Origin of the sequence: Pseudomonas sp. IzPS59, assembly GCF_014863505.1 — a bacterium.
Classification (GTDB): domain Bacteria; phylum Pseudomonadota; class Gammaproteobacteria; order Pseudomonadales; family Pseudomonadaceae; genus Aquipseudomonas; species Aquipseudomonas kribbensis.
This window is the reverse complement of sequence record NZ_CP062251.1, coordinates 554436-578236: the sequence shown is the minus strand read 5'-3', so window position 1 is coordinate 578236 and position 23801 is coordinate 554436. Positions and strand designations below refer to the sequence as shown.

Annotated in this window: 20 protein-coding genes and 1 riboswitch; of the genes, 7 read left to right on the top strand and 13 right to left on the bottom strand. The window is 61.7% G+C overall.

The features are described from left to right. Window positions 1-128: 128 nt before the first annotated feature. A riboswitch (TPP riboswitch) is annotated at window positions 129-234 on the bottom strand. Between the two features lie 206 nt (window positions 235-440). Beyond that, window positions 441-1874: a TolC family outer membrane protein gene (locus IF189_RS02545; protein ID WP_085711131.1), complete on the top strand. Its 1434-nt coding sequence runs from the start codon at window positions 441-443 to the stop codon at window positions 1872-1874. Between the two features lie 31 nt (window positions 1875-1905). Here IF189_RS02545 and waaA read toward each other — a convergent pair whose 3' ends face one another. Together waaA and IF189_RS02535 are read right to left on the bottom strand one after the other, a co-directional pair. Next, window positions 1906-3186 (bottom strand): lipid IV(A) 3-deoxy-D-manno-octulosonic acid transferase, encoded by a 1281-nt coding sequence (waaA, locus tag IF189_RS02540; RefSeq protein WP_134825270.1) that lies wholly within the window; start codon window positions 3184-3186, stop codon window positions 1906-1908. Between the two features lie 11 nt (window positions 3187-3197). After that, a complete protein-coding gene (locus IF189_RS02535) occupies window positions 3198-4100 on the bottom strand; it encodes a LysR family transcriptional regulator (RefSeq protein WP_085711129.1) in 903 nt (300 codons plus the stop codon). 102 nt (window positions 4101-4202) lie between these two features. On the opposite strand from IF189_RS02535, the gene IF189_RS02530 reads away from it, so the two are divergent. From IF189_RS02530 to IF189_RS02515, 4 genes are all read left to right on the top strand, one after another. Next, window positions 4203-4535: a DMT family transporter gene (locus IF189_RS02530; protein WP_134825269.1), complete on the top strand. Its 333-nt coding sequence runs from the start codon at window positions 4203-4205 to the stop codon at window positions 4533-4535. Between the two features lie 128 nt (window positions 4536-4663). Beyond that, window positions 4664-5839: an NAD(P)/FAD-dependent oxidoreductase gene (locus IF189_RS02525; protein ID WP_192552767.1), complete on the top strand. Its 1176-nt coding sequence runs from the start codon at window positions 4664-4666 to the stop codon at window positions 5837-5839. After that, window positions 5836-6648: an aldo/keto reductase gene (locus IF189_RS02520; RefSeq protein WP_192552766.1), complete on the top strand. Its 813-nt coding sequence runs from the start codon at window positions 5836-5838 to the stop codon at window positions 6646-6648. Before IF189_RS02525 ends, IF189_RS02520 begins: the two co-directional genes overlap by 4 nt. A 31-nt stretch (window positions 6649-6679) precedes the next feature. Next, window positions 6680-7648 (top strand): metal ABC transporter ATPase, encoded by a 969-nt coding sequence (locus IF189_RS02515; protein WP_134825266.1) that lies wholly within the window; start codon window positions 6680-6682, stop codon window positions 7646-7648. A gap of 66 nt (window positions 7649-7714) precedes the next feature. Here IF189_RS02515 and hldE read toward each other — a convergent pair whose 3' ends face one another. From hldE to msbA, 4 genes are all read right to left on the bottom strand, one after another. Beyond that, window positions 7715-9139, bottom strand: coding sequence for a bifunctional D-glycero-beta-D-manno-heptose-7-phosphate kinase/D-glycero-beta-D-manno-heptose 1-phosphate adenylyltransferase HldE (gene hldE / locus IF189_RS02510; protein ID WP_134825265.1), 1425 nt, complete (start codon window positions 9137-9139; stop codon window positions 7715-7717). Between the two features lie 102 nt (window positions 9140-9241). Then, window positions 9242-9850, bottom strand: a complete 609-nt coding sequence (gene cysC, locus IF189_RS02505) for an adenylyl-sulfate kinase (protein ID WP_134825264.1) — start codon at window positions 9848-9850, stop codon at window positions 9242-9244. After that, complete coding sequence (locus IF189_RS02500) at window positions 9843-10547, bottom strand: sulfotransferase family 2 domain-containing protein (RefSeq protein WP_134825263.1); 705 nt, start codon at window positions 10545-10547, stop codon at window positions 9843-9845. The genes cysC and IF189_RS02500 overlap by 8 nt, the downstream gene beginning before the upstream one ends. Window positions 10548-10711: 164 nt before the next feature. Further along, window positions 10712-12514 carry a lipid A export permease/ATP-binding protein MsbA gene (gene msbA, locus IF189_RS02495; protein WP_134825262.1) on the bottom strand — a complete coding sequence of 601 codons (1803 nt, stop codon included), beginning with the start codon at window positions 12512-12514 and terminating at the stop codon, window positions 10712-10714. A 154-nt stretch (window positions 12515-12668) separates the two neighbouring features. Between msbA and IF189_RS02490 the strand changes: the two genes are divergently transcribed. Further along, window positions 12669-14534, top strand: coding sequence for a bifunctional O-antigen ligase/aminoglycoside phosphotransferase family protein (locus tag IF189_RS02490; RefSeq protein WP_134825261.1), 1866 nt, complete (start codon window positions 12669-12671; stop codon window positions 14532-14534). 2 nt (window positions 14535-14536) lie between these two features. Next, window positions 14537-15757 (top strand): acyltransferase family protein, encoded by a 1221-nt coding sequence (locus IF189_RS02485; RefSeq protein ID WP_134825260.1) that lies wholly within the window; start codon window positions 14537-14539, stop codon window positions 15755-15757. Between the two features lie 4 nt (window positions 15758-15761). Here IF189_RS02485 and IF189_RS02480 read toward each other — a convergent pair whose 3' ends face one another. From IF189_RS02480 to IF189_RS02450, 7 genes are read right to left on the bottom strand one after another with little or no spacing between them, the layout of a single operon-like run. Then, window positions 15762-16385: a CatB-related O-acetyltransferase gene (locus IF189_RS02480; RefSeq protein ID WP_134825259.1), complete on the bottom strand. Its 624-nt coding sequence runs from the start codon at window positions 16383-16385 to the stop codon at window positions 15762-15764. 3 nt (window positions 16386-16388) lie between these two features. Beyond that, entirely contained in the window at window positions 16389-17273 is an 885-nt protein-coding gene (locus tag IF189_RS02475) for a glycosyltransferase (protein ID WP_192553553.1), read from the bottom strand. Between the two features lie 14 nt (window positions 17274-17287). Continuing rightward, window positions 17288-18442: a glycosyltransferase family 4 protein gene (locus tag IF189_RS02470; protein WP_085711119.1), complete on the bottom strand. Its 1155-nt coding sequence runs from the start codon at window positions 18440-18442 to the stop codon at window positions 17288-17290. Next, window positions 18439-19884 carry a PIG-L deacetylase family protein gene (locus tag IF189_RS02465; RefSeq protein ID WP_134825258.1) on the bottom strand — a complete coding sequence of 482 codons (1446 nt, stop codon included), beginning with the start codon at window positions 19882-19884 and terminating at the stop codon, window positions 18439-18441. The genes IF189_RS02470 and IF189_RS02465 overlap by 4 nt, the downstream gene beginning before the upstream one ends. A gap of 8 nt (window positions 19885-19892) precedes the next feature. After that, on the bottom strand, window positions 19893-20789 hold the full coding sequence (locus tag IF189_RS02460) for an antimicrobial resistance protein Mig-14 (RefSeq protein WP_134825257.1): 897 nt from the start codon (window positions 20787-20789) through the stop codon (window positions 19893-19895). Next, window positions 20789-21919 (bottom strand): glycosyltransferase, encoded by a 1131-nt coding sequence (locus tag IF189_RS02455; protein WP_134825256.1) that lies wholly within the window; start codon window positions 21917-21919, stop codon window positions 20789-20791. Before IF189_RS02455 ends, IF189_RS02460 begins: the two co-directional genes overlap by 1 nt. Continuing rightward, the gene (locus tag IF189_RS02450) at window positions 21903-23660 is read right to left on the bottom strand and encodes a carbamoyltransferase (RefSeq protein ID WP_007952261.1); all 1758 of its coding nucleotides are present in this window, start codon (window positions 23658-23660) and stop codon (window positions 21903-21905) included. The genes IF189_RS02455 and IF189_RS02450 overlap by 17 nt, the downstream gene beginning before the upstream one ends. Between the last annotated feature and the right edge of the window lie 141 nt (window positions 23661-23801).

Below are 23801 nucleotides of genomic sequence, written 5' to 3'. Positions count from 1 at the left end.
CATCCAGGCAGTGGATTGTCGGAGCAGAACCTGAAAGGCACGGACGCACCAGGACTGGTGCTGTGCATCGTCGTCGAGCGTTCGATTGTCGAACAATTTCCCGGACGAAGCACAAGAGGACTCGCCGGGTGACGAGAAATCTTGTTCCCTACGCAGGCGCTAACCTGATCAGGTTCAACGGGATCCGAAATTATTCGATCTCAGCCTCATAGCAAGGCACCCCGACAAGAACCCGGCCAGTCTAGACACAACCGGCAAAGAACGCCAACACCGCAGCAAACACCATGATGAATGGCGCAATTGCGGCGGCCGACAGGATTGTGAGCGCCTCAATGCGCTACTACACTCGCCTTGCCCTGCTGCGCCTTGACGCTATGCGGCCCGCGCCTTACCTTTGGCGCCCGGATTATTTCCATAATATTCATGCTAGGGATCGCCTCATGCTGCGCAAACTCTCACTGGCTGTTGCCGTGTCTTGTGCGTCCAACGCAATGGTCTGGGCAGCAGAAGCGCCCTTGTCGACCAGGACCGATCTGGTCAGCGTCTATCAGGAAGCGGTCGACAACAACGCCGATCTGGCCGCCGCCCGCGCCCAGTACGGCGCCCAGAAAGAAGTGGTGCCCCAGGCCCGCGCCGGGCTGCTGCCGAACCTCTCCGGCGGCGCCGAAACCGCCAGCGTGCGCACCTCGATCGACCAGCCTTCGGCCATCGCCAACCGCAGCGCGCACTCCTATCAGGCGACCCTCGCGCAGCCGCTGTTCCGCGCCGATCGCTGGTTCCAGTACCAGGCCGCCAAGGACGTCAACGAGCAGGCCGCGCTGCAATTGTCGGCCACCGAGCAGAACCTGATCCTGCAATCGGCCGAAAGCTATTTCAACGTGCTGCGCAGCCAGGACAACCTGGCCTCGACCAAGGCTGAAGAAGCGGCGTTCAAGCGCCAGCTCGACCAGTCCAACGAGCGCTTCGACGTGGGCCTGTCGGACAAGACCGACGTGCTGCAATCCCAAGCCAGTTATGACACCGCCCGGGCCAACCGGATCGTTGCCCAGCGTCAGGTCGATGATGCGTTCGAAGCACTGATCACCCTGACCAACCGTCAGTACAACTCGATTCAGGGCATTGTCCACACCCTGCCGATCCTGCCGCCGGCGCCGAACGACGCCAAGGCCTGGGTCGACACCGCCGCCAAACAGAACCTCAATCTGCTGGCCAGCAACTATGCGGTTAGCTCCGCCGAACAGACCTTGAAGCAGCGCAAGGCCGGCCACCTGCCGACGCTGGACGCCGTGGCCAAATACGAAAAGGGCGACAACGACGCTCTCGGCTTCTCCAACCCGAGCGCCTTCGGCACGCCGTATCACGGCAACGTCGAGCAGAGCACCGTGGGTCTGCAACTGAACATCCCGATCTACAGCGGCGGGCTGACCAGCTCTCAGGTGCGCCAGTCTTATGCACAACTGGATCAGAGCGAGCAGCAGCGCGAAAGCCTGCGCCGGCAGATCGTGGAAAACACCCGCAACCTGCATCGCGCGGTGAACACCGACGTCGAGCAGGTGCAGGCGCGCCGCCAGTCGATCATCTCCAACCAGAGCGCGGTGGAAGCCACGGAAATCGGTTATCAGGTGGGGACGCGCAACATCGTCGACGTGCTCGACGCCCAGCGTCAGCTCTACACCTCGGTGCGCAACTACAACAACACCCGCTACGACTACATTCTCGACAACCTGCGCCTGAAGCAGGCGGCGGGGACGTTGAACCCGGGTGACCTGCAGGACCTGACCCGTTATCTGAAAGCCGACTACAACCCGGACAAGGATTTCCTGCCGCCGGATCTGGCCAAGGCTGCGGAAGCACAGCTCAAGGCCCGGCCTTAAACAAAAAACGCAGCCCTGAGGCTGCGTTTTTTTATGGGCGGTCGATCAACCTTCCCAGGCCATCGAGCAATCGCTGCAACGCGCCCTGATTGCGGCGCATCACGCTCAATCCGGCTTCGGCCATGCGCTGTGCATCGCGGGGCAATTCGAACAACCGCTGCACTTCCGTCGCCAGACCTTCGGCGTCATCCACTTCGGCCAACGCCCCGGCGCTGCGCAGTTGCGCGGCGATGTCGAGGAAGTTGAACAAGTGCGGGCCGCTGATCACCGGTTTCGCCAGGGCTGCCGGTTCCAGCAGGTTGTGCCCGCCGTTGGGCACCAGGCTGCCGCCGACAAACGCGCTGTCGGCCAGGGCGTAGAGAAACAGCAACTCGCCCATGGTGTCGCCGAGCAGCACCGAGGTTGCTGCATCGACGTTAGCGCCGGTCGAACGACGCACCGTGGCAAACCCTTCGTGCTGGCACAGTTCGAACACCGAGTTGAAACGCTCCGGATGACGCGGCACCAGAATCAGCAGCGCATCAGGATGGTTGGCCAGCAAACGGCGATGGGCATTGAGCACCACCTCGTCTTCGCCTTCATGGGTGCTGGCGGCGATCCACACCGGGCGCTCCTGCGCCTGCCATTGGCCGCGCAGTTCAGCGGCGCGTTGCAGCAATTGCGGGTCGATGGTCAGGTCGAACTTGATCGAGCCGGTGACTTCGACCGTCTCCGGGCGTGCACCCAAATCACGGAAGCGCCGGGCTTCGGCTTCGGTCTGCACGGCGAACAGGCTCATCTCGGCCAGCATCGGCGCGGTCAGTTTGCTGAACCGGCCGTAGCCTTTGGCCGAACGCTCGGACAATCGACCGTTGGCCAGTGCCACCGGAATCCCGCGTTTGGCGCATTGATGAATGTGGTTCGGCCAGAGTTCGGTTTCCATGATCACCGCCAGCTTCGGCTGCACGCGATCGAGAAAACGCGCCGCCGCGCAGGGCAAATCGTAAGGCAGGTAGCAATGCTGGATGCGCGGCTCGTTGGCAAACAGCGCGTGAATGCGCTCCGACCCGGTCGGGGTCATGCAGGTCACGGTGATCGGCAGCTGTGGATAACGTTGCAGCAGTGCACGGATCATCGGCGCAGCCGCGATGCTTTCGCCGACTGACACGGCGTGAACCCAGATACCACCGGGTTGCAATGTCGGCATGCCGTAGGAGAATCGTTCGCCAATCCGCTTGGCATACGCCGGCGCCTTGCGCGAACGCAGCCATAGCCGAATCGCCACCAATGGCAGCCCCAGGTAAAACAGCGCGGTGTAGAGAGTTCTATTCATGGCGGCGGAGTTTATCGGCTTTTGCCGCCGATCGCCCGCAGGTGTATGGCAAATCGCTCCGCCAGCCAGCGGGCGGCCGGCCCCAGCGGTTCGTCACGACGCCAGACCAGCTCCACCACCAGCGCCGGGGGCGTCCATTCGCTGTCCAGTTCCACCATCAGGCCCTGATAGGCCGAGTACTGCACCACATGGCGCGGCAGCCAGGCCCAGCCGAGGTCGCGCACCAGCCATTCGGCCATGACGTAGAAACTGTCGGCGCGCCAGACCTGCGGACTGGCCGGTTCGCTGCCGGGGTAGACGCTAGTCTGGGTCGACATCAGCAGTTGCCGATGTTGCGCCAGTTGCTGGCAATTGACCCGGGATTGCGCCGCCAGCGGATGATTGACGCCACAGACCGTGACCATTTCCACGCTGCCCAGCACCCGGCGCTCCAGCGCTTCAGGTATTTCATCGTGATAGAACAGCAGCCCGAGATCGGCCCGACGCTCCACCAGTTTGCGCGATACCTCGCCCTGGGCGGCGCTGGTCAGTTGCACCTCCAGGCTCGGAAACTGCTCAGCCAGCGCACCGAAGCTTTCTACTAGCGCCTGATACGGCATCGCCTCATCCTGAGCCACGCGCAGCTGCGCTTCCTGGCCACGCACCATCGCCATGGCCCGACCGTTCAGGCGCTCACATTGACGCAGCACTTCCCGCGCCTCTTCGAGCAAGGCTTCGCCCGCTTCGGTAAGACTCGGCTGGCGACCGCTGCTACGCTCGAACAGACTGACACCGAGATCGTCTTCCAGCATGGCAATCGCGCTGCTGATCGCCGACTGCGCCTTGCGCTGCTGGCGAGCCACGGCGGAGAACGAACGCTGTTCGGCGACCGCGACGAACACACGTAACTGATCCAGATTCCACTGCATGCTCATCGACCAACCCATCTTGTAAACAGATAGGTAATGACTTTACCCCATCTGGGGAGTCACTAGAATGCCGCCTCAGAAAGCAACGCTTCACACGAGGATTTGAACATGAACGCTTACGTCTACCTGGCCATCGCCATTTGCGCCGAAGTGATCGCGACCGTTTCGATGAAAGCCGTCAAAGGTTTCAGCACGCCTTTGCCATTGGTGCTGGTCATCGTCGGCTACGGCATCGCGTTCTGGATGCTGACGCTGGTAGTGCGCAGCGTGCCGGTAGGCGTGGCCTACGCGGTGTGGGCCGGCATGGGCATCGTGATGGTCAGCATCGCGGCGCTGTTCATCTACGGGCAGAAGCTGGACGTGCCGGCAATGCTCGGGATGGCGCTGATCGTGCTCGGTGTGGTGGTGATTCAGCTGTTCTCGAAAACTGCAGGCCACTGATTCTGACATGAGCCCTTTCAGGCACTCGCGCCTGCAGGGCTCATGCCTGCCCTCTGTTGATCATCGACAAATCCCCTTTTCCCCGAGTCTGTATACTGCGCCCTCGTCTTGAACACTGAGGTCGTTGCATGCCATCTCCAATTTCCACCGACGTGCTGATTGTCGGCGCGGGTGTCGCCGGTCTCTGGTTGAACGCGCGCCTGCGCCGCCAGGGTTTTTCGACCGTGCTGGTGGAAAGCGCCAGCCTCGGTGGCGGACAGAGCGTGAAGTCCCAGGGCATCATCCACGGCGGCGCCAAGTATGCGCTGCACGGTGCACTGACCGGCGCCTCGGAAGCCATCGCCGACATGCCGCGCCGCTGGCGCGAAGCCCTGGCCGGCAACGGTGAGCTGGACCTGAGCGGCGTGCGCCTGCTGTCCGAAGCCCATTACCTGTGGTCGCCGGGCACCCTGGCCGGCAACCTCACCAGTTTCTTCGCCAGCAAAGCAGTGCGCGGCCGGGTCGATCAGGTCAAGGGCGATCAGTTGCCGCCAGCGCTGCAGGACAAACGCTTCAAGGGCAAGGTCTACCGCCTCGCCGAACTGGTGGTCGACGTACCGAGCGTGATCCAGCGCCTGGCCGACCTCGCCGGTGACGGCTTGCTGGCCGGCCAGAACATCGAGCCGCTGCTGGAAAGCGGCGTGCTGGTCGGCCTGAAGGTCGACGGCCGCGAGATCCGCGCTCAGCGCATCGTCCTCAGCGCCGGTGCCGGTACTGCGGCGCTGCTGGAATCCCTCGGCCTGACCCGACCGTCCATGCAACGCCGGCCGCTGCACATGATCATCGCCAAGGGCCCGGGCCTGAAGCCGCTGTACGCCCATTGCCTGGGTGGCGGCACCAAGCCGCGCATCACCGTGACCACCCACCCGGCCGCCGACGGCCAGTGGGTCTGGTACATGGGTGGCGATATTGCCGAGTCCGAAGGCGTGGCTCGTGAGCCCGCCGAGCAGATCGCCACTGCGCAAAGGGAAATCGCACAGTTGTTGCCGTGGATCGACCTGAGCAACGTGCAATGGGCGACCCTGCGGGTCGACCGCGCCGAGCCGCTGCAAACCGGCCTGACCCGCCCGGACAACGCGTTCCTCGCCGAAGAAGGTCGCCTGTTGGTCGGCTGGCCAACCAAACTCGCCCTGGCGCCGGACTTCGCAGACCGGGTGATCGCCTCCCTTGAACGCGACGGCATCCAGCCGAGCCACCCGGCCCCGTTGCCGGAATTGCCGAAACCACCGATGGGCATTCCGGCCTGGGAGCAACTGCTGCCATGAGCCTGCCGACCCTGCACGATCTGCATCGCCCGCTGGGCAGCACCGGCCTGCTGGTTTCGCCGTTGGGCCTGGGCACCGTCAAACTCGGCCGCGATCAGGGCGTGAAATACCCCAACGGCTTCCAGATCCCCGACGACGACGCCGCGCGCATGCTGCTCAAACAGGCGCGGGAGCTGGGCATCAACCTGATCGACACCGCGCCAGCCTATGGTCGCAGTGAAGAGCGCCTCGGTCCGCTGCTGCGGGGTGAGCGCAATGATTGGGTGATCGTCAGCAAGGTCGGCGAAGAATTTACCGATGGCCAGTCGACCCACGATTTCAGCGCCGCCCACACGCGAATGTCGGTGGAGCGTAGCCTGCAACGTCTGGAAACGGATTTTATCGACCTGGTGCTGGTGCATTCGGACGGCAACGACCTGGCGATCCTCAACGACAGTGACGTCTACGCAACCCTCGCGGCGCTGAAGGCCGAGGGCAAGATTCGCGGCTTCGGTTTCTCCGGCAAAACCGTCGACGGTGGCCTGAAAGCACTGGATCAAGGCGACTGCGCGATGGTCACCTACAATCTGAACGAACAAAACGAGAAGGCTGTCATTGACTATGCTGCTGCCCACGGCAAAGCCATTCTGGTGAAGAAGGCCCTGGCCAGCGGTCACGTGTGCCTGAGTCCCGGCGTGGATCCGGTGCGCGCCAGCTTCGAGTTGCTGTTCGCCCGGCCCGGCGTGGCCAGTGCCATCGTCGGGACAATCAATCCGCTGCACCTCGCCCATAACGTTGCGACCGTTGCCCAGGTCCTTCGTGGTCACTGACGCCGCCCCGCGGCCTTAAGCAGGAGCCGACATGCCGCGTACGCTCATCAGAAAGAACCCGAGCAACTTCAAGACGCTGCCGCTGTTCGTCGAAGCCACGCCGGAAGGCCTGAGCTACCAGAGCGTCGGCATGCCGCTGAATTTCGCCCAGACCCTGCAACGGCGCAAACCGGTCAGCGTGGCGGATGCCGAGCGCTTTGCGCTGGAGCTGGCCAACCTCGGCGTCTCGGTGCGCCTGACCCTGCACTGGCAGAATCGCGATTACTGGGTGCTGGTGCGCCAGCGTCGCCAGGATCGCGGCGATGTCGTGCTCAAACTGATTTCCGGCTACGTGCCGGCGCACGAATTGAATATCCCGTTGCACACAGCCATTCAGGAGATCGCTGAAGAATGCCTGCTGGAAACCCCGGAAGGCTGGCTCGGCGGGCGCTTCAACGACACCTGGCTGCCGGCGCCGTACGCGTCGGCGCTGCATTATCGCGAGGCCCTGCCCTTTCGCCTGACGCCGTTGTCCGGTTCGGCCCGGCCAGTGCGCTGCGCCAATCTGCAATTGCTCGAACGGCCACGGGCCTACGTGCACTTGCCGACTGCTTCACTGCAATTGATCTACGACTTGCGACTGGACGTGCCGAAAGAAGCCAAGAACCTCAGCCTGTTCCATGTCGATGAACGACTGGAAGGCGATCAACTGGTCGCCCGGCTCGACCGCAAGCGCCCCGATCTGTACTTGATGCCATTGCAGGACGGCGAACCGCTGCCCGAGCTGTATACGCTGAAGAAAGGTCAGTTATTCCCGGCAGGCACTCGCGGCCTGTATCTGGCGGAGAGTTTCGCCCGGCAGGACGGCTGGCTGGTGCGCGATGAGCGGATTCGCTGGAAAGACTGGCTGCGCCAGCAAGGTCTGACGCCACCGGCCAAGGACACGGGGCTGGCGCGACTGCGCGGCAAGGCGAAGCAACTGCTGAAGAAGATCGTGCCGCGCAAGAAAGTGAATTCCTGAACGGCAAAAGACCGCGCCTGCGAGTGACTCCAGAGAGTCATCGCAGGCGCGGTCTTCATGTTTGCATCACTCGGACTTGCGGATTTTTTCCACAATCGCCGTGGTCGAGCTGTTTTCCACCAGCCCCAACACCTTCACGGTGCCGCCGTAGGCCTTGACGATATCGGCGCCGACAACCTGGTCGATGCCATAGTCGCCGCCCTTCACCAGCACGTCCGGCTTGACCTCGCGCAGCAGGTTTTCCGGGGTGCCTTCAGGGAAGCTGATGACCCAGTCCACCGCGCCGAGACCAGCAAGAACCGCCATGCGCCGGTCGACACTGTTGATCGGTCGGCCCGGCCCTTTCAGACGGCTGACCGAAGCGTCGTCGTTGATCGCCACGATCAGACGATCGCCCTGGGCCCGTGCCTGCTCGAGGTAGGTCACGTGGCCGGCATGGAGGATGTCGAAACAGCCGTTGGTGAACACGATCCGCTCGTTGTGCGCCCGGGCATCGGCAACCGCCAGCAGCAGTTGTTCCAGACCCAGCACACCCCGCTCGGAACCTTCCTCGCGCTGAATCGCGCGGCGCAGTTCCGGAGCGCTGATCGCCGCCGTACCCAGTTTGCCGACCACGATGCCAGCCGCCAGGTTGGCCAGCGCCACCGCGTGCGGCAGTTCTTCGCCTGCGGCAATCGCGGCCGCCAGGGTGGAAATCACCGTGTCGCCGGCACCGGTCACGTCGAACACTTCACGGGCCCTGGCCGGCAGGTGCAGCGCCGGATGATCCGGACGCAGCAGGGTCATGCCGTGCTCGCCGCGAGTCACCAGCAGTGCGCCGAGCTCGAGGTCGTGCATCAGTTTCGCACCCTTGCTCACCAGTTCGTGCTCATCGACGCAACCGCCGACGATGGCTTCGAACTCGCTGAGGTTCGGGGTGATCAGGCTCGCGCCACGGTAGATGGAGAAATCCTTGCCCTTCGGGTCAGCCAGCACCGGAATGCCTTTGGCCCGGGCGGCCTGGATCAGCGCCTGATGGTTTTTCAGTGCGCCTTTGCCGTAGTCGGACAGCACCAGCACCTTGATGCCTTCCAGCAGGTCGTCGACCTGGGAAGCAAGGGCCAGGGCGTCAGTGGCGAACGGTTCTTCGAAGTCGATACGCAGCAATTGCTGGTGCCGGCTCATGACCCGCAGCTTGACGATGGTCGGCTGGTGCGCGATGCGCTGGAACAAGGCGCGCACGCCCGCCCCCTTGAGGCTGTTGCTCAGGCTGTCGGCAGCCTCGTCGTCACCGGTCACACCGACCAGCGACGCCGGCGCACCCAGCGCGGCAATGTTCAAGGCAACGTTGGCGGCACCGCCCGGGCGGTCTTCGATTTGCTCGACCTTTACAACCGGAACCGGCGCCTCAGGGGAAATCCGTGAGGTACCACCATGCCAGTAACGGTCGAGCATGACATCGCCGACCACCAAGACAGGGGCTTGATCGAATCGCGGCATGGACAACTTCATGGAGCAACCCACATACAAAATGAACAGGGGCGCGATATTAACACAGGGTTGGCGAAGGCTTGTGCGGCGGCTGCAACAGGATGAAACGACAGGCTTTTTTGCTCATTTTTTGCACAGGAACGCCGCCAGTCGATGGCAGGCATCGGCCAGCTCGACCTCGTCCGTATCGATCCGGCACTCGGCCGCCAGCGGCGCCTCGTACGGGCTGTCGATCCCGGTGAAGTCCTTGATCCGCCCTTCTCGCGCCGCCCGGTACAACCCTTTCGGATCGCGTCGGGCGCAGACTTCCAGCGAGGTGCTGACATGCACTTCAATGAAATCACCTTCGGCAAACAGCCGGCGTGCCGAATCCCGCTCGGCACGAAACGGTGAAATGGCAGCCACGATCACGATCAACCCGGCGTCCACCATCAACCGCGCCACTTCGGCGGTGCGCCGGATGTTCTCGCGCCGGCAGGCTTCACTCATGCCCAGATCACGACACAGACCGCTGCGCAGATTGTCGCCATCGAGCAGGAAGGTGTGCAGCCCGAACTGATGCAGATGCAGCTCCAGCGCATTGGCCAGGGTCGACTTTCCGGCGCCGGACAGACCTGTCAGCCACAGGCAACGCGGGCGCTGCACCTTTTGCGCGGCGCGCGCCTCGGCGGGAAGAGACAGCGCATAGGGACGGATCACCGGTGGCGGCGAAACTGACAGTGCCTCACTCATAACCGAGCATCTCGTAATCACGTGCATAGACTCGCCGCACCAGGCGTCGGGTGCGTTGCGTACAGAAGTCACGGGCCGGCTGTGGGCGTCTCTGCCGGGAAGTGTTGATGCGTTGCAACTGGCTGGTCAGACCCAGGCGCTCGCACACGAGGCGAAAATCCCGTTCCAGATGTTCCTGATAGCCGACGAAGTCCAGGGCAAGGCGCCCCAGTGAATCGGTGAGAAAATCGGTTTGCGCGGCAAAGTGCAATTGTCGCCCGATGGTGTCGGCATGTAGCCAGCGTGCAACGAAGTCATCGAAGTCGCGGTAGTGCCTGACCAGTTGCTGCGCGGCCTGATCACGCCCGCCCAGTTCGTTGCCATGCAGGAAGGCATAGGCCGAATAGGCACGCTCCAGCGGATCACGCACGAAAGTGAATTTGAAGGCGGCGGCGAACTGCGCGGGAAACTGCTCTTCATACCAGTACAACGGCAAGTGACCGGGACGCCAGCCGTCGAACATCGACTCGCAGACACTGCTGCCGGCGCATTTGGGGACGTGAATGAACAGACAGGAACGTTGCTCGAAGGCTTCGGGAAAGCGCAGGCAGGCCGACATTGACTTGTTCACTGCCTGTCGATCGACCACCGACAGGCGCCCCAGCAGAAAAGCCCGCTGCGGCTTGGGCAGCAGCTTCCACAGATAGCGTTGCAACATGAAAGTACCCGCGCGACGGGGATGGCCCCTTCGATGGAAGTCAGAGTTCGTCCGGGAACCTTAGCAAGCGCGGTGTCAGGTTTTATGCAGGTTTGGTCAAGAAGGGTAAGTATTTCGATACAAATCACCGGGCGCATTGCGCGCCCGGCGTTCACAAGGCGGGATCAGGCGATGTCTTCGGCCGGTGCGTCGAGGCCCATGGCGTTCAGCCGCGCGTAGTAGCCATTTTGCGCCAGCAGTTCGCCGTGAGTACCACGCTCGACGATCCGGCCCTGATCCATCACCAGAATCAGGTCGGCCTTCTCGATGGTCGACAGACGGTGGGCAATGACCAGCGTGGTGCGGCCCTTCATCACCTGGTCCAGTGCTGCCTGAATGTGCCGCTCGGATTCGGTATCGAGGGCCGAAGTGGCCTCGTCGAGAATCAGCAGTGGCGCGTTCTTGAGCAAGGCACGGGCGATCGCCAGGCGCTGGCGCTGGCCACCGGAAAGCAGCACGCCGTTCTCGCCGACCTGGGTATCCAGGCCTTCAGGCAACTGCGCGATGAAGTCCATCGCATAGGCATCACGCGCTGCCTTCTCGATGTCCTCACGCGGTGCCCCGGCCAGATCGCCGTAGGCAATGTTGTTGGCCACGGTGTCGCTGAACAGCGTGACGTGCTGGGTGACCTGAGCGATGTGGCGGCGCAGGTTGAGCAGTTTGTATTGCTCGACTTCCACACCGTCGATCAGGATCTCGCCCTTGTCGTGGTGGTAGAAGCGCGGGATCAGGTTGGCCAGGGTCGACTTGCCGCTGCCGGAGCGGCCGACCAGCGCCACCATCTGCCCGGGCTCGGCCGAGAAGCTGATGTTGTCGAGCACCTGACGCTCGGTTCCCGGATAGGTGAAGCTCAGATTGCGCACATCGAGACGACCGCTGACCGCATCGCGCTCGACCGTGCCGGTATCGACTTCCGGCTCGACGTCCAGCTGCTCGAAAATGCTTTCGGCACCGGCCACGCCTTTCTGAATGGTCGAGCTGACTTCGGACAACTGGCGAATCGGCTTGGGCAGCAGGCCAGCCAGGGTGATGTAAGCCACCATGTCACCCGCCGAAGCGTCACCGCGCAGGAACAGCACCAGGAACATCAGCACAGCCATGGCGGTGTAGATCACCAGTTGCAGCATCGGTGTGTAGATGGCGCCGGTACGGGTCATGCGCAGTTGTTTGTCGGTATTGCTCTGGCTGGCATTGAGGAAGCGTTTCTCTTCGTAGGCTTCGCCGCCGAAGCTGCGTACGACGCGATAACCCTGGATGGTTTCCGACGCCACATGGGTCACGTCGCCCATGGCCAGCTGAATTTTCTTGCTCTGCTTGCGGAATTTCTTGCTGGCGGTGCGCACCATCACGGCGATCAACGGCAGGATCGCAACCATCACCAGTGTGAGTTTCCAGTTCATGAACAGCAGGGAGGCGAACAGGAAGATGACCGTCATCCCTTCACGGATTACGACCTTGATCGCATCTGTTGCCGCCCCCGTGACCATGGTGACGTTGAAGGTGATGCGTGAAATCAGGTGACCGGAGTTATGCTTGTCGAAATACCGGTTCGGCAGCACCAGCAGGTTGTTGAACAGTTGCACCCGCAGATCGTGGACCAGACCCAGGGAAACCTTGGCCAGGAAGTAGTTGCCCAGATAGGAACCCAGGCCCTGCCACGCGGCGATCAGGATGATCAGCAGCGGTACGGCCTGCAAAAGCTGCAGGTCGCGCAGGTAAGGCACGGTGGGAAACAGCACTGCCTCGGGATTGGACAGACCGTCGACGAAATACTTGAGAATGTAACCGAGCATCGGCTGGGTCGATGCGAAAATCAGAAAACCGACGATGCTGATCAGGAACAGACTGATATACGGCCGGACGTAGCCGAGCAGGCGGAAGTAGATTTTCAAGCTCGAAGGGCTTGCGGCGGGACTGGAGTCGGTCATATCACGCGAAAGTCGATAAAAAGGACGCTGACTTTAGCACAGCTTCTTAAGGGTTCTGGCAATCGGCCAAAGGCTGTTATTGTTATGCGTCTTTTTCAGCATCAAATAGCCATCAACGAAATGGCCGATCAACTTCAGGATTGAATCTCACAGCATGCAACTTCGCGGCTTCAGCAGTACGTCCAGTCGAGTCTTCGATTTCATCAGCCTGTGGATACTTCCCGTCGGCTACTTCCTGCTCCTGTGCGCGCTGTTCTTCCTGCCTGGCCGAAGCCTGCACCACAAGCTGTTTTATGGCCTGTTCAGCATTCCGGCGCTGATTGCGCTGTGCCTGCGACCGCAGGGGTTCAAGGAACTGCTGCGCGAACCGATGATTGTAGCTTTGCTGGTGTTCGTCGCCTGGGCGATGCTCAGCCTGAGCTGGGGGCCAGTCGACGGCGAGTCGTTCGGTGGCATGTTCAAGCCACCGCTGCACACCTTGCTGCTGTTCGTCGGCTGTTACCTGCTGGTGCGATATCGCAGTGACATTCTTGCACCGATGTTATTTGTCGCGGCCATGGTCGCACTGGTCGCCACCACCTGCTTTCTGGTCCCGTTCACCCTTCATTACGAGCCCGGCGCGCGTCTCGTCGGCGGTGGCGCTTTCGACAATCCCTTGCTCAGCTCCCACCTGTTCGGCTTCTTCTGTGCCTATTGGATGAGCATCAGCATGTCGTGCAGGCATGGCCGCCTGCTCTGGCTCAGCCTGCCGGCGATGCTGATCATGTTTGCCGCCGTGATCGCCACCGGCTCAAGAACGCCACTGGTCGCACTGACCATGGCGGCGCTGTGGCTGAGCTTCATCTGCTGGAACCGTCGCTCGCTGGTGATGCTGGGGGCCCTGGCCACCATGGGCATCAGCGTGGTCTGCCTGTTTTCGAAGATGATCACCGAGCGTGGCGACTCTTACCGTTTTGAAATCTGGCAGATCGCCCTGCAAAAGATTTCCGAGCACCCGTGGATCGGTCATGGCTACAACGCCGATCTGGCGATTGATCCGGGCGTTGGCTACAACTTTCAGGAACCCCACAGTTTCTTCCTGGGCGTCCTTTACTACGTCGGAATCCTCGGCTTGTTGCCATGGCTGTTTTTCCAGGCATGGGGCTTGCTGAGCAGCTGGCGTCAGCGGGTTCAGCCGTTGCTGATCATTGCTTCCACCTGGCTGGTATTCGGCATCGGTGCCGGATTGACCGAAGGCGGTGGCATCATTTCACGCCCCAAGGAACACTGGTTCCTGCTGTGGATTCCTCTGGCGCTGATCGCGGCCTTGAGCATCAACCAGCGAGCCCGCCGCCTGCTGACCGTTCCGGTACAGAAACTGTCAGCCACCGGCCTGCAGCCATTGGCGGCCGATGCCCAGGTGATCGAAGAAGACGGCCTCGGCCCCAAAGTGCTGCGCCTGACCGATGGCAGCTTCCTCAAGCTGTTCCGCCGCCGTCGCTGGTACACCTCGGGCAACTTCAACCCTTACTCCGAACGCTTCGCCATCAATAGCGAACAATTGCGCCGTATGGGAATCCCGACCCCACAGGTGCTGAACCTGTACCGCCTCGACGATGGCAGCAGTGCAGTGCATTACGCGCCACTGCCGGGCCACACCTTGCGCCAGGTACTTCAGGGCATCACCGCACCGGCCGTGCGGCAGGCCCTGGTCGAGCGTTTCGGCAAATTCATGGCCCGCCTGCATGAACAGGGCGTGTACTTCCGCTCGCTCCATCTGGGCAACGTGCTGGTACTGGAGGACGGTGAATTCGGATTGATCGACCTGGCCGACCTGCGCATTTACCCGTCCCCACTGAGCCTTTCATTGCGTCAACGCAACCTGCGCCACATGCAGCGCTACACGGAAGACAAGCGCTGGCTGTTCGAGGACCACTTCGATGCCCTGCTTCAGGGTTATTCGACGACGGCCTCCCGAGCGGCGGTCGATAATCTGCACAGGCAAGTGCAACAGGGAGGCCGCCCTGCCCGGGCCCATTGAATATGATGGACACCAATCCTCTCTTCGCCGCGGTAGCGTATTTGCTCGCTATCGCGACTTCGATAATGTTCCTGCGCCTGGTTCCCAAAGCCGCCCTGCACCTGCAGCACAATGGCGAAAGCCGCTACAGCACCATCGACGGTCTGCGCGGTTATCTGGCCTTTGGCGTATTCATACATCACGCCATCATTACCTGGTTCTACCTGCACACCGGCGTGATCGACTTTCCGCCGAGCAACTTCTACTCGCAGTTGGGCCAGGCCAGTGTTGCGCTGTTTTTCATGATCACCGGGTTTCTGTTCTGGAGCCGTCTGCTCAAACAGGGGCGCCAGCACGACTGGCTGGCATTTGCGGTATCACGGGTATTTCGGCTTTATCCCCTTTACCTGCCACTGATGCTGATTGTGTTTTTTACCGTGTTCAACCTGCAGGACTGGGAACTGAAGGACTCACCCGCAGAAGTGGCCGGGCAGGTATTGGGCTGGCTGACATTCGATCGGCCGGATATCAATCAGCACCACCAGAGTGGCATGTTGATCTCCAACGTCACCTGGACACTGGCTTATGAGGTGTTCTTCTATCTGGCACTGCCACTGCTGGGACTGGTGTTCATCTACCGCGGGCACTGGCTGCAAGTCGTACTGTGCCTGATCGGGATCTACGCCCTGTACCAGGTCGTCGGTTGGGAGCATTCGCTGAAGAAGCATTTTCTGGCGAGCTTTCTGGGCGGCATCGCGGCGGCTTATTGGGTACGACGCCCGCACCTGGTTGCATGGGGCCAGACCCACGTAGCCACAGCAGTTGCCCTGCTGGCCCTGATTCTGACGATGACACTGTTCAAACGCGCCTTCAGCTTGCTGCCGCTTCTGCTGCTGAGCACATTCTTCGTCATCGTGGCGTCGGGCAATCCGCTTTGGGGGGCTCTGCGCCTGCGCAGTGTCCGCTGGCTGGGAGAGATCAGCTACAGCACTTATCTGCTGCACGGCTATGTGCTCTGGATCATGGTGCAGCAGCTGCCACACCTGATGTCCTTCAACCCGCAGAGCCCGGTTCTCTATCTGCTGTTGATGGTCGTCTGCAGTTGTCTGCTGATCGTCATTGCCAGCCTGACATTCCTGTACATCGAGAAGCCTGGAATCGAAGCCGGAAAGACATTCCTGCACTGGCTACGCCAGAAGCAGCGCCCGAAAAAACTGGCCGAGGAAGCCGCCCGGGACCGTTGAGCGGCTATGAGGGCCGGCGCTGGCGGGCGTAAGTGAGGAATCCCTCGATGTCGTCACTGCACAGCGTTTGCGCCAGACCGTGCAGTTCGGTTTCCGGCCAGTCCCACCAGGCACTCTGCAACAACTGCTGGCGCTGCTCCTCGGGAAAGCGCCAGCGCAGGAACTTCGCCGGATTGCCGCCCATGACCGCGTAGGGTTCGACATCCCGCGTGACCAGTGCACCGGCAGCGATGATCGCGCCACTGCCGATCGTCACGCCCGAAAGGATCGTGCAGTCGGAGCACAACCAGACATCGTTGCCGATCGTCACGTCCCCGTGAGTGCCGCTGTAATCGCGAATGTGCGCGGCCTGCGGCAGCATCGCCGGGAACGGAAACGTGGTCACCCAGTCCGCCCGGTGATGCCCGCCAAGAAAGATCTGCACGCCTTCGGCAATCGAACAGTAGGCACCGACCTTCAGCGTCGAGCCTTCCTTCCAGTCATGAACGATCGGCAGACCATAACTGCCCCGGCCAAAGGCGTAGTCAGGATAAGCCTGGGCGAACCGTGCAGCACCGCGTTCGATCTTCGGCAACTTGCGAATCGCCCGTTTGGCGCGGCGCTCACGCCAGCGCTGAAGCCAGCCCATGGTTCAGTCCTTTTCCAGCGGCGAAAACAGCAACCGGCCCAGACCGCGCCAGGTTTTCTTGTTCCATGCCTTGAACGGAATCTGTGCCAGCAGCTCTCGCGCCAGCTTGCGGTCGCGGTTGGCGGTTTTCAGGAACATCGAATTGAGTGACTTGTAGCGCACCTCGTCGTACAGCGGATGATCGCTGAACAGCGCGTAGGTACGCAGGATGTTTTCGATCATGAAACGGTGGTTCTTGTAGGAGTTGGTGGCGTGCTTGCGATAGCGCGCCATCACTACGTTCAGACCATCGATGAAGTAACCGGCGCGAGTGATTTTCAGCTCGATGTACAGGTCTTCAAGACGAATCGTCGGATCGAACCCGCCCACCTTGTCCAGTGCCTCGCGGCGGATCATCAGGGTCGGCGCCGGCGGATACGGCTTGCGCTCCAGGAACATGTCATCGAAATCAAGGCGACGGAACGGCACGTCCCGGCGCTGACGCTTTTCCGGGTAGAGGTTGCCGTCGGCGTCCATCAACTCGATGTTGCCGGCGCAGATACCCACTTCCGGCTTGCCGTCCATGTACGCGACCTGGGTGGCGATGCGGTCCGGGTACATGATGTCGTCGGAGCCGAACGGCACGATCAGGCTGCCTTTCGCCCGTGCGATGGCGCCGTTGAGCGTGTTGGTCAGGCCCTGGTTCTGCTGCACCCGGAAATCGAAGCCGTGCTTTTCCTGCAAGGCCTTGATGCGCTCGACACTGTCATCCTTCGAGCCGTCGTCGACCACCAGCAGCTCGATGTTCTTGTAGCTCTGGTTGATGACGCTGAGGATGCTTTCCTCGATGTAAGGCCCGTGGTTGTAGGACGCGATGATGACGGTGACGAGGGGTTGCGCATCGCTCATGGCTCTTTCTTCGCTCATGGCTGTTCCTTGCGGGCCTGCGCCAGGCCGGAGTCGATCAGGTTCAGGTATTCCTGGCGGAAGACTTCGATGTCGTGCTGTTCCTGCAAATAACGATAAGCCTGTTCACCCTTGGCCTTGAGCTCGTCATCCGACAGCCCGAGGTAGGTGTCCAGCGCCGCGACCAGGCTCGACACATCCTTGGGTGTGATCGCCAGGCCACCGGCCCCTTCGATCAGCGGCAACATGGCCGGTACGTTCGACGCGATCACCGGCAAGTGTCCGCTCATGCCTTCCAGCAAAGCCAGTCCCAGGCCTTCGGCCAGCGACGGCATGGTCCAGATATCGAACGCACGCACGTATTGCAGGGCGTTTTCCTTGAAGCCCAGCAGGTGGGCGCGACCGCTCAGGCCCAACTGCTCGATTTCGGCGGCCAGCGGTGCTTGCAGGCGTCCGGCACCGATGATTGCCAGTTGGGTGTTCGGGTACTTGTCTTTCAGTTGGGCGAAAGCCTGCAACAGATAAGTGTGGCCCTTGACCGACACCAGCCGCCCCAGCGCACCGATCAGGCGCACATTCGGGTCGATGCCCAGCAGTTCGCGGGCACGCTCGCGGCTGTGCTGCAAGCCTTCGGCCTGTTCGATGTCGATGGCGTTGGTGATTGCGTACGTATTCTGGTCGGTGAAACCGCAATCGCAGTCCAGCAGGTACTGCTTGACCGCCGGCGACACGCCGACAAAACGCCAGTGCCGGTCGATCAGACGTTGAGTCTGACGACGGCGATAGAAGCGGTCGTACTCGCCGAAACCGTGGGAAATGCCGATGCACAACGGCACCTTCAACCAGCGGTTGAGGGTCAGCATCATGTTCACCGGTTTGAAGCGGTTGCAGATCACCACATCGAACTTTTCCCGGCGGCAGAACTTGTACAGCTGCCACATCGCCCGCAGGCGCATGCCTTTGAGGGACTTGTCGGAAAACTCGAAATACACCGAACGGTCGGCCCGGCTGACGGCTTCACCCGGCCCGGGCTTGCCGCGCAGGAATGCCGCCGTCACCTCATAACGGTCCGTCGGCAGGGCCTTGACGATCTGTTCGGCGAGGTCGGCGAAATCATGGGATTTGACGTTGTAGTCGGGCTGCAGCTGCAGCACCTTTGCGCGTTGACTCATGACTCTCCCCGGTGCGATCCCGTCGCGCCTGTTTCGCTTTGCTTCAGCACCCAGAACAGCTCCTGGCGCCTGACCGCTTTGCGGAAAAATTCGTTCTCGCCATAGACCGACGGCGCCCGACCGGCCAGCAGTCGCTGAAACAACCGACGCAGGCGCCGCTTGAACGGTGCCGGCGGCTGCAGGTCATGCATCATGCCCAGTGCCATGGCCTTGTCCCGTTGCAATTCGATCGACAGCGGCATGCAGAGCGGCTGCATCGCCACGTTCGCATCGAACGTCGGCGGCAAGGCAATGCCCTGCCCGCTGTCGCCCATCGGCCAGCGGTCGTTGTCGTGCAAATGGTTGGCGTAGCCGAGCAGGGTCGGTTGCCAGTCAAGACCGCGCAAGGCTTCCAGCACGGCTTCCTGGGCACAGATATGGTCGGGATGCGGATCCAGCGTCGGGTGTGGCAACACGATCACATCCGGACGGGCACGGGACAGGACGTCACGCAGATCGGCCAGCAGATTGTTCCAGGTCGGTGCGCCGTCAGCATCGCCGGGCAAGGCAAACGGATTCAGCTGACGAAAGATTCGCGTGTCGTTCAGATCGGCTTCCCGCGATCCAATCGGTTGATCAGGCGCAGCCTGCATCGCCGCCAGTTGCAGGCAGAAGTAACCGAGCTGCACGCAGTGTTCCTGCGGAACGCCGGCCCAGCGCGGCACGGCGAGGCTGTCCCAGGCACGCAAGCGACCCTTGAGTCGCGATGCCTCGACCTTGTTCAGGCCCATCTGCTGATAGTGTTCGGCTTCGATCTCGCCGGCGGTCAGGGTGACAATCCAGGCTTCTTTGGCCTGACTGTACAGACCGAAGGCGGCCAGTTCGGCATCGTCGGCGTGGGGAGCGATGACCATTACCCGCTGCTGGCGGTAGTCCGGTTGTTCCAGCGCCCACAACACTGGCTCGCCGGACACCCGGCAAAAGCGCCCGCGCAAACGCAGCAGGCCTTGCGACAAGGCTTGCGCCTGACCGCTGAGGTTCAGATAACGCAGGCCGTTGACGCCACGTTCGAAGGTCTGGGCATCGCGACTTGTTCCACCCACCAACTCGACCCGAGGATCGAAGAAGCGTCCCAGAAAGCTGCTTTTGATCTTCACGGCGAGGATCAGCGTAGCGTCGTCCACCAGCATGACGCCCTCGTCGAGGCGCAATTGCTCACCGTGCAAATGCACTTTTGGTTGCGGGGTGAACGGCGGAAAGCTGTATTGGTAATCGTCTTTCGGCGAATAGAACAAGTGATCGGCGAACCACGCTTCGTGAGCGATCCAGCCAATCACCGCCAGCACCAGCGGCAACCCCCAGGCCACCAGCACGCCGAGGGCGATCAACACGATCAGTGCGATCAACAGGCCGATTCGTTTATTGCGCCGGTGACGCTTGAGCAATTGCTGTTTGCGGCTCATGGGCTGACTCATACGGTGAAGACCGGCACAGGATTGCACCAGCGATCCTTGTATTCACGGTCGGCACGACCGAAGGAGAAACGCAGCGGCTTGTTCAGGGCCCGCGCATGCTCCCAGGCACTTTGCGTATTGATGAAACTCAGGACGCTGCCGGGGCTGAATTCGCGGGTTTCAGGGTCGACGCCACCGTTGATGTACTCGACGCTGATCCACTCCGGCGCTTCGACGCGATACACCAGCTGAATCGCGATCGGCGCATCGTTGAGGAAGATCACCGAACCGATCAACAGCTCGCGCAGCAGTTCGATGACCTCGGCCATACGTGCCGCGCCAGTAGCCGGAAAACCCCAGCGGCGCTGGAACAGGTCGCAGTAGATCGCGGCCAGTTCGGCACTGGAGAACTCGGCGACCGGCCGCACCACCCCGCCCGCCTCTTCCAGCAAACGCAGCTCGCGGCGCTGGTTGTAGCGAAACTTTTTCGACAGTTCTTCCGGAGTGCGGGCCATGGCCAGTTGCTCGGTCTGCAACTTGAGGCCGCTAAAGCGGTTTTCGTTGAGCGCCGACAGGTAGCGTCCGCGATGACGCAGCGGGGCTTGGGCATCGACGGCGGCCGGCAGGATCAGTTCAGCGTTGCCGAGATCGAACAGGCCTTTCTTGCCATTGCGCTTGAGCACGTCCTTGGACAAGGCCAGATCGCGGCCCCAGGTCGGGATTGCCGCTTTGACTTCGCCCTGCTGCTCCCAGGCCAGATAACGCACCGGAATGCCGGCCAGGTCCGCCAGACGCTCGACAACCAGCGGATGAGTCGCGACGCTGCCGCCAAATCGCTGCCAGGCCTGTGCATAAGTTGAGGCGTCAACGGGCGACCAGCCACGTTCGCGCCAGCCTTGAAATCGGTTGAGCATCAGCCCCTCGGTGCCAGATCGGTAACTTGCGGCAAATGCCAGAAGGTGTCGCGTACGGCGCGGTCGGAGAAGCGCTCGCGCAGGCGATCGAACATCATCTCGGCGCATTGACGACGTTGCTGCTCGTCCATGCCGGCCAGATGTTTCAGACCCTGGGCCAGATGTTCGGCGTCACCCAGCGGGAACAGAATCCCGACGCCTTCGACCACTTCCTTCGCCCCGCCGCACGCCGTGGCCAGCAACGGCACGCCGGCGGCCATGGCCTCCAGCAGCACCATGCCGAACGGTTCGTGGTCGGAACTCAGGGCAAACACATCGAATGCGCGGAAGTAATTGCGCGCGTCCGGCACCTGACCGAGAAACAGCACGCGATCACCGACACCCAGTTCGCGGGCCAGCGCCTTCAGATCATCTTCAAGACGACCCTTGCCGAGAATCACCAGTTGGCTGTTGGCCGGCAGACCGGGCAGCGCCGCGGCAAAACCGTGCAGCAACGTGGCCTGATCCTTGTCCGGGTGCAGGCGACCGACGTTACCGACGATGAATGCGTCTGCAGACAGCCCCAGGGTCTCGCGGGCTTCACGGGCGGACACCTGACTCATCTGCAACGCCGAAACGTCGATGCGGTTGTAGAGAGTCTGGATGCGCGTCGCCGGCCATTTCGGCAGGCAGCGGCGCATGTCGTCCCGCACTGCGTCGGACACGCCGAGCAGGCTCAGACGCTTGCGGAAAATGTGCGCGAACAGCTTGCGCGTGCCGCGTTTGTAATCGTCAAAAGCATGGTGCACGCCAATCACCGGCAACGAAGTGCCGAGCAAGGCGATATAGATCGGCTTGAAGCGATGGGCGATGCAGAAACTGAAATTGCGTGAAGCGGCGATCTTGCGTAGATCGCCGATGGCGCCCAGCTTCAGGCCACGAATGGCCTTGGAGCTGTATTCCATGAACAACACTTCGTCGGAGGCGCAGGCCGCGGCCACCTCGCTATCGGCCGCCCCGGTCAGAAAGACCGTGGTGACCCGATAACCGGTGCCCGCGAACAGGCTGGCGTACTGCCGCGCGCAGTCGAGGAACGGCCCGTCATAGCCGTGACAGAACTGCAGCACATGGCGTTCAGCCGAGCGTGTCATAAGCGTTTGCGCCTTCTTTGACCACCAGGATGTCTTCCATGATCAGGTACTGCAGATCGGAGCCGAAGAACATGTTCAGGGCGTCGGTCGGCGAGCAGATCATCGGTTCACCACGGCGGTTGAGCGAGGTGTTCAGGGACACACCGTTGCCGGTCAGCACTTCCAGCGCCTTCATCATGTCGTAGTAGCGCGGGTTGTATTCGCGCTTGAGCACCTGGGCCCGGGACGTGCCGTCTTCGTGGACGACTTCCGGCACGCGGGTCTTCCACTCTTCAGCCACTTCGAAGGTGAAGGTCATGAACGGCGCCGGGTGATCGATCTTGATCATCTGTGGCGCAACGGTGTCGAGCATCGACGGGCAGAAAGGCCTCCAGCGCTCGCGGAACTTGATCTGGTGGTTGATGCGGTCAGCCACGCCAGCCACGCTCGGGCAACCGATGATCGAACGACCGCCCAGTGCACGTGGACCGAACTCCATGCGGCCCTGGAACCAGGCCACCGGGTTGCCATCGACCATGATCTTGGCGATCTGCTCCGGCATGTTGTCGAGCTTGCGCCAGGTCGGCTTGTTCTCGTGACGGGCGCACGCGGCGATCACGTCTTCGTTGCTGTACGACGGGCCGAGGTAGACGTGTTCCATCTTCTCGACCGGCACGCCACGAGCGTTCGACACATAGGCCGCTGCACCGACTGCGGTGCCGGCATCGCCGGAGGCAGGCTGGACGAACAGTTCCTTGACGTCGTCGCGGGCGATGATTTTCTGGTTGAGCTTGACGTTCAACGCACAGCCACCGGCGTAGGCCAGTTTGCCGGTTTCCTTGAGCACGTCGCCCAGGTAGTAGTCGATCATCTGCAGCGCGATTTTTTCGAACAGCGCTTGAATGCTGGCGGCGTAGTGGATGTACGGCTCGTCGGCGATGTCGCCTTCGCGCTTCGGACCCAGCCACTCGATCAGCTTCGGCGAGAAGTAGTAACCCTTGCCCTTCTCTTTGTAGCGACGCAGGCCGATCACGTTGGCGTAGTCGGTGTTGATCACCAGCTCGCCGTTTTCAAACGAGGCCAGGCGCGAGAAGTCGTATTTACTGGCGTCGCCGTACGGCGCCATGCCCATGACCTTGAACTCACCGTCGAGCATGTCGAAACCGAGGAACTCGGTGATCGCGCCGTACAGGCCGCCGAGGGAGTCCGGATCGAAGAATTCCTTGATCTTGTGGATCTTGCCGTTTTCGCCATAACCGAAGAAGGTCGTGGCGTACTCGCCCTTGCCGTCGATGCCGAGGATCGCGGTTTTCTCTTTGAAACCCGAGCAGTGGTAGGCGCTGGAGGCGTGGGCCAGGTGGTGTTCGACCGGCTCGATCTTGATTTTCTTCGGATCGAAGCCCAGCTGCTCCAGGCACCAGACGATCTTGTTGCGATAGCGCTTGTAGCGACGGTTGCCCATCAGGATCGCGTCGAGTGCACGGTCCGGGGCGTACCAGTAACGCTTGGCGTACTGCCAGCGGGCCTTGCCGAAAATGCTGATCGGGGCGAACGGAATCGCCACCACGTCAACGTCGGACGGCTTGATGCCAGCCTGCTCCAGGCAGAACTTCGCCGATTCGTAGGGCATGCGGTTCTTTGCATGTTTATCGCGTACGAAGCGCTCTTCCTCAGCCGCCGCGACCAGCTTGCCGTCAATGTACAAGGCTGCTGAAGGATCATGGCTAAGGGCGCCGGACAGGCCAAGAATCGTCAATGCCACAGGGGTCTAGCCTCTTTAGTCTGCATTCAGGCGCGATGCGCCTTGAAAAATGATGTGCCCTCGCATCGGGCGAGAGACAGCTAAAGGGCGGGATTATAGCTTAAAAGTGCCGACAAACCTCTAGCGGAACTGGCCGGCCAA

What these genes read in the sequence shown, in the direction of transcription:
- IF189_RS02460 (WP_134825257.1), bottom strand. Translation starts at nt 20,789, where the DNA reads ATGCTCAACCGATTTCAAGGCTGGCGCGAACGTGGCTGGTCGCCCGTT.
- hldE (WP_134825265.1), bottom strand. Translation starts at nt 9,139, where the DNA reads ATGAAGTTGTCCATGCCGCGATTCGATCAAGCCCCTGTCTTGGTGGTC.
- IF189_RS02500 (WP_134825263.1), bottom strand. Translation starts at nt 10,547, where the DNA reads ATGTTGCAACGCTATCTGTGGAAGCTGCTGCCCAAGCCGCAGCGGGCT.
- waaA (WP_134825270.1), bottom strand. Translation starts at nt 3,186, where the DNA reads ATGAATAGAACTCTCTACACCGCGCTGTTTTACCTGGGGCTGCCATTG.
- msbA (WP_134825262.1), bottom strand. Translation starts at nt 12,514, where the DNA reads ATGACCGACTCCAGTCCCGCCGCAAGCCCTTCGAGCTTGAAAATCTAC.
- IF189_RS02480 (WP_134825259.1), bottom strand. Translation starts at nt 16,385, where the DNA reads ATGGGCTGGCTTCAGCGCTGGCGTGAGCGCCGCGCCAAACGGGCGATT.
- IF189_RS02485 (WP_134825260.1), top strand. Translation starts at nt 14,537, where the DNA reads ATGATGGACACCAATCCTCTCTTCGCCGCGGTAGCGTATTTGCTCGCT.
- IF189_RS02455 (WP_134825256.1), bottom strand. Translation starts at nt 21,919, where the DNA reads ATGACACGCTCGGCTGAACGCCATGTGCTGCAGTTCTGTCACGGCTAT.
- IF189_RS02490 (WP_134825261.1), top strand. Translation starts at nt 12,669, where the DNA reads ATGCAACTTCGCGGCTTCAGCAGTACGTCCAGTCGAGTCTTCGATTTC.
- IF189_RS02545 (WP_085711131.1), top strand. Translation starts at nt 441, where the DNA reads ATGCTGCGCAAACTCTCACTGGCTGTTGCCGTGTCTTGTGCGTCCAAC.
- IF189_RS02465 (WP_134825258.1), bottom strand. Translation starts at nt 19,884, where the DNA reads ATGAGCCGCAAACAGCAATTGCTCAAGCGTCACCGGCGCAATAAACGA.
- IF189_RS02520 (WP_192552766.1), top strand. Translation starts at nt 5,836, where the DNA reads ATGAGCCTGCCGACCCTGCACGATCTGCATCGCCCGCTGGGCAGCACC.
- IF189_RS02535 (WP_085711129.1), bottom strand. Translation starts at nt 4,100, where the DNA reads ATGAGCATGCAGTGGAATCTGGATCAGTTACGTGTGTTCGTCGCGGTC.
- IF189_RS02470 (WP_085711119.1), bottom strand. Translation starts at nt 18,442, where the DNA reads ATGAGTCAACGCGCAAAGGTGCTGCAGCTGCAGCCCGACTACAACGTC.
- IF189_RS02475 (WP_192553553.1), bottom strand. Translation starts at nt 17,273, where the DNA reads ATGAGCGATGCGCAACCCCTCGTCACCGTCATCATCGCGTCCTACAAC.
- IF189_RS02530 (WP_134825269.1), top strand. Translation starts at nt 4,203, where the DNA reads ATGAACGCTTACGTCTACCTGGCCATCGCCATTTGCGCCGAAGTGATC.
- cysC (WP_134825264.1), bottom strand. Translation starts at nt 9,850, where the DNA reads ATGAGTGAGGCACTGTCAGTTTCGCCGCCACCGGTGATCCGTCCCTAT.
- IF189_RS02515 (WP_134825266.1), top strand. Translation starts at nt 6,680, where the DNA reads ATGCCGCGTACGCTCATCAGAAAGAACCCGAGCAACTTCAAGACGCTG.
- IF189_RS02525 (WP_192552767.1), top strand. Translation starts at nt 4,664, where the DNA reads ATGCCATCTCCAATTTCCACCGACGTGCTGATTGTCGGCGCGGGTGTC.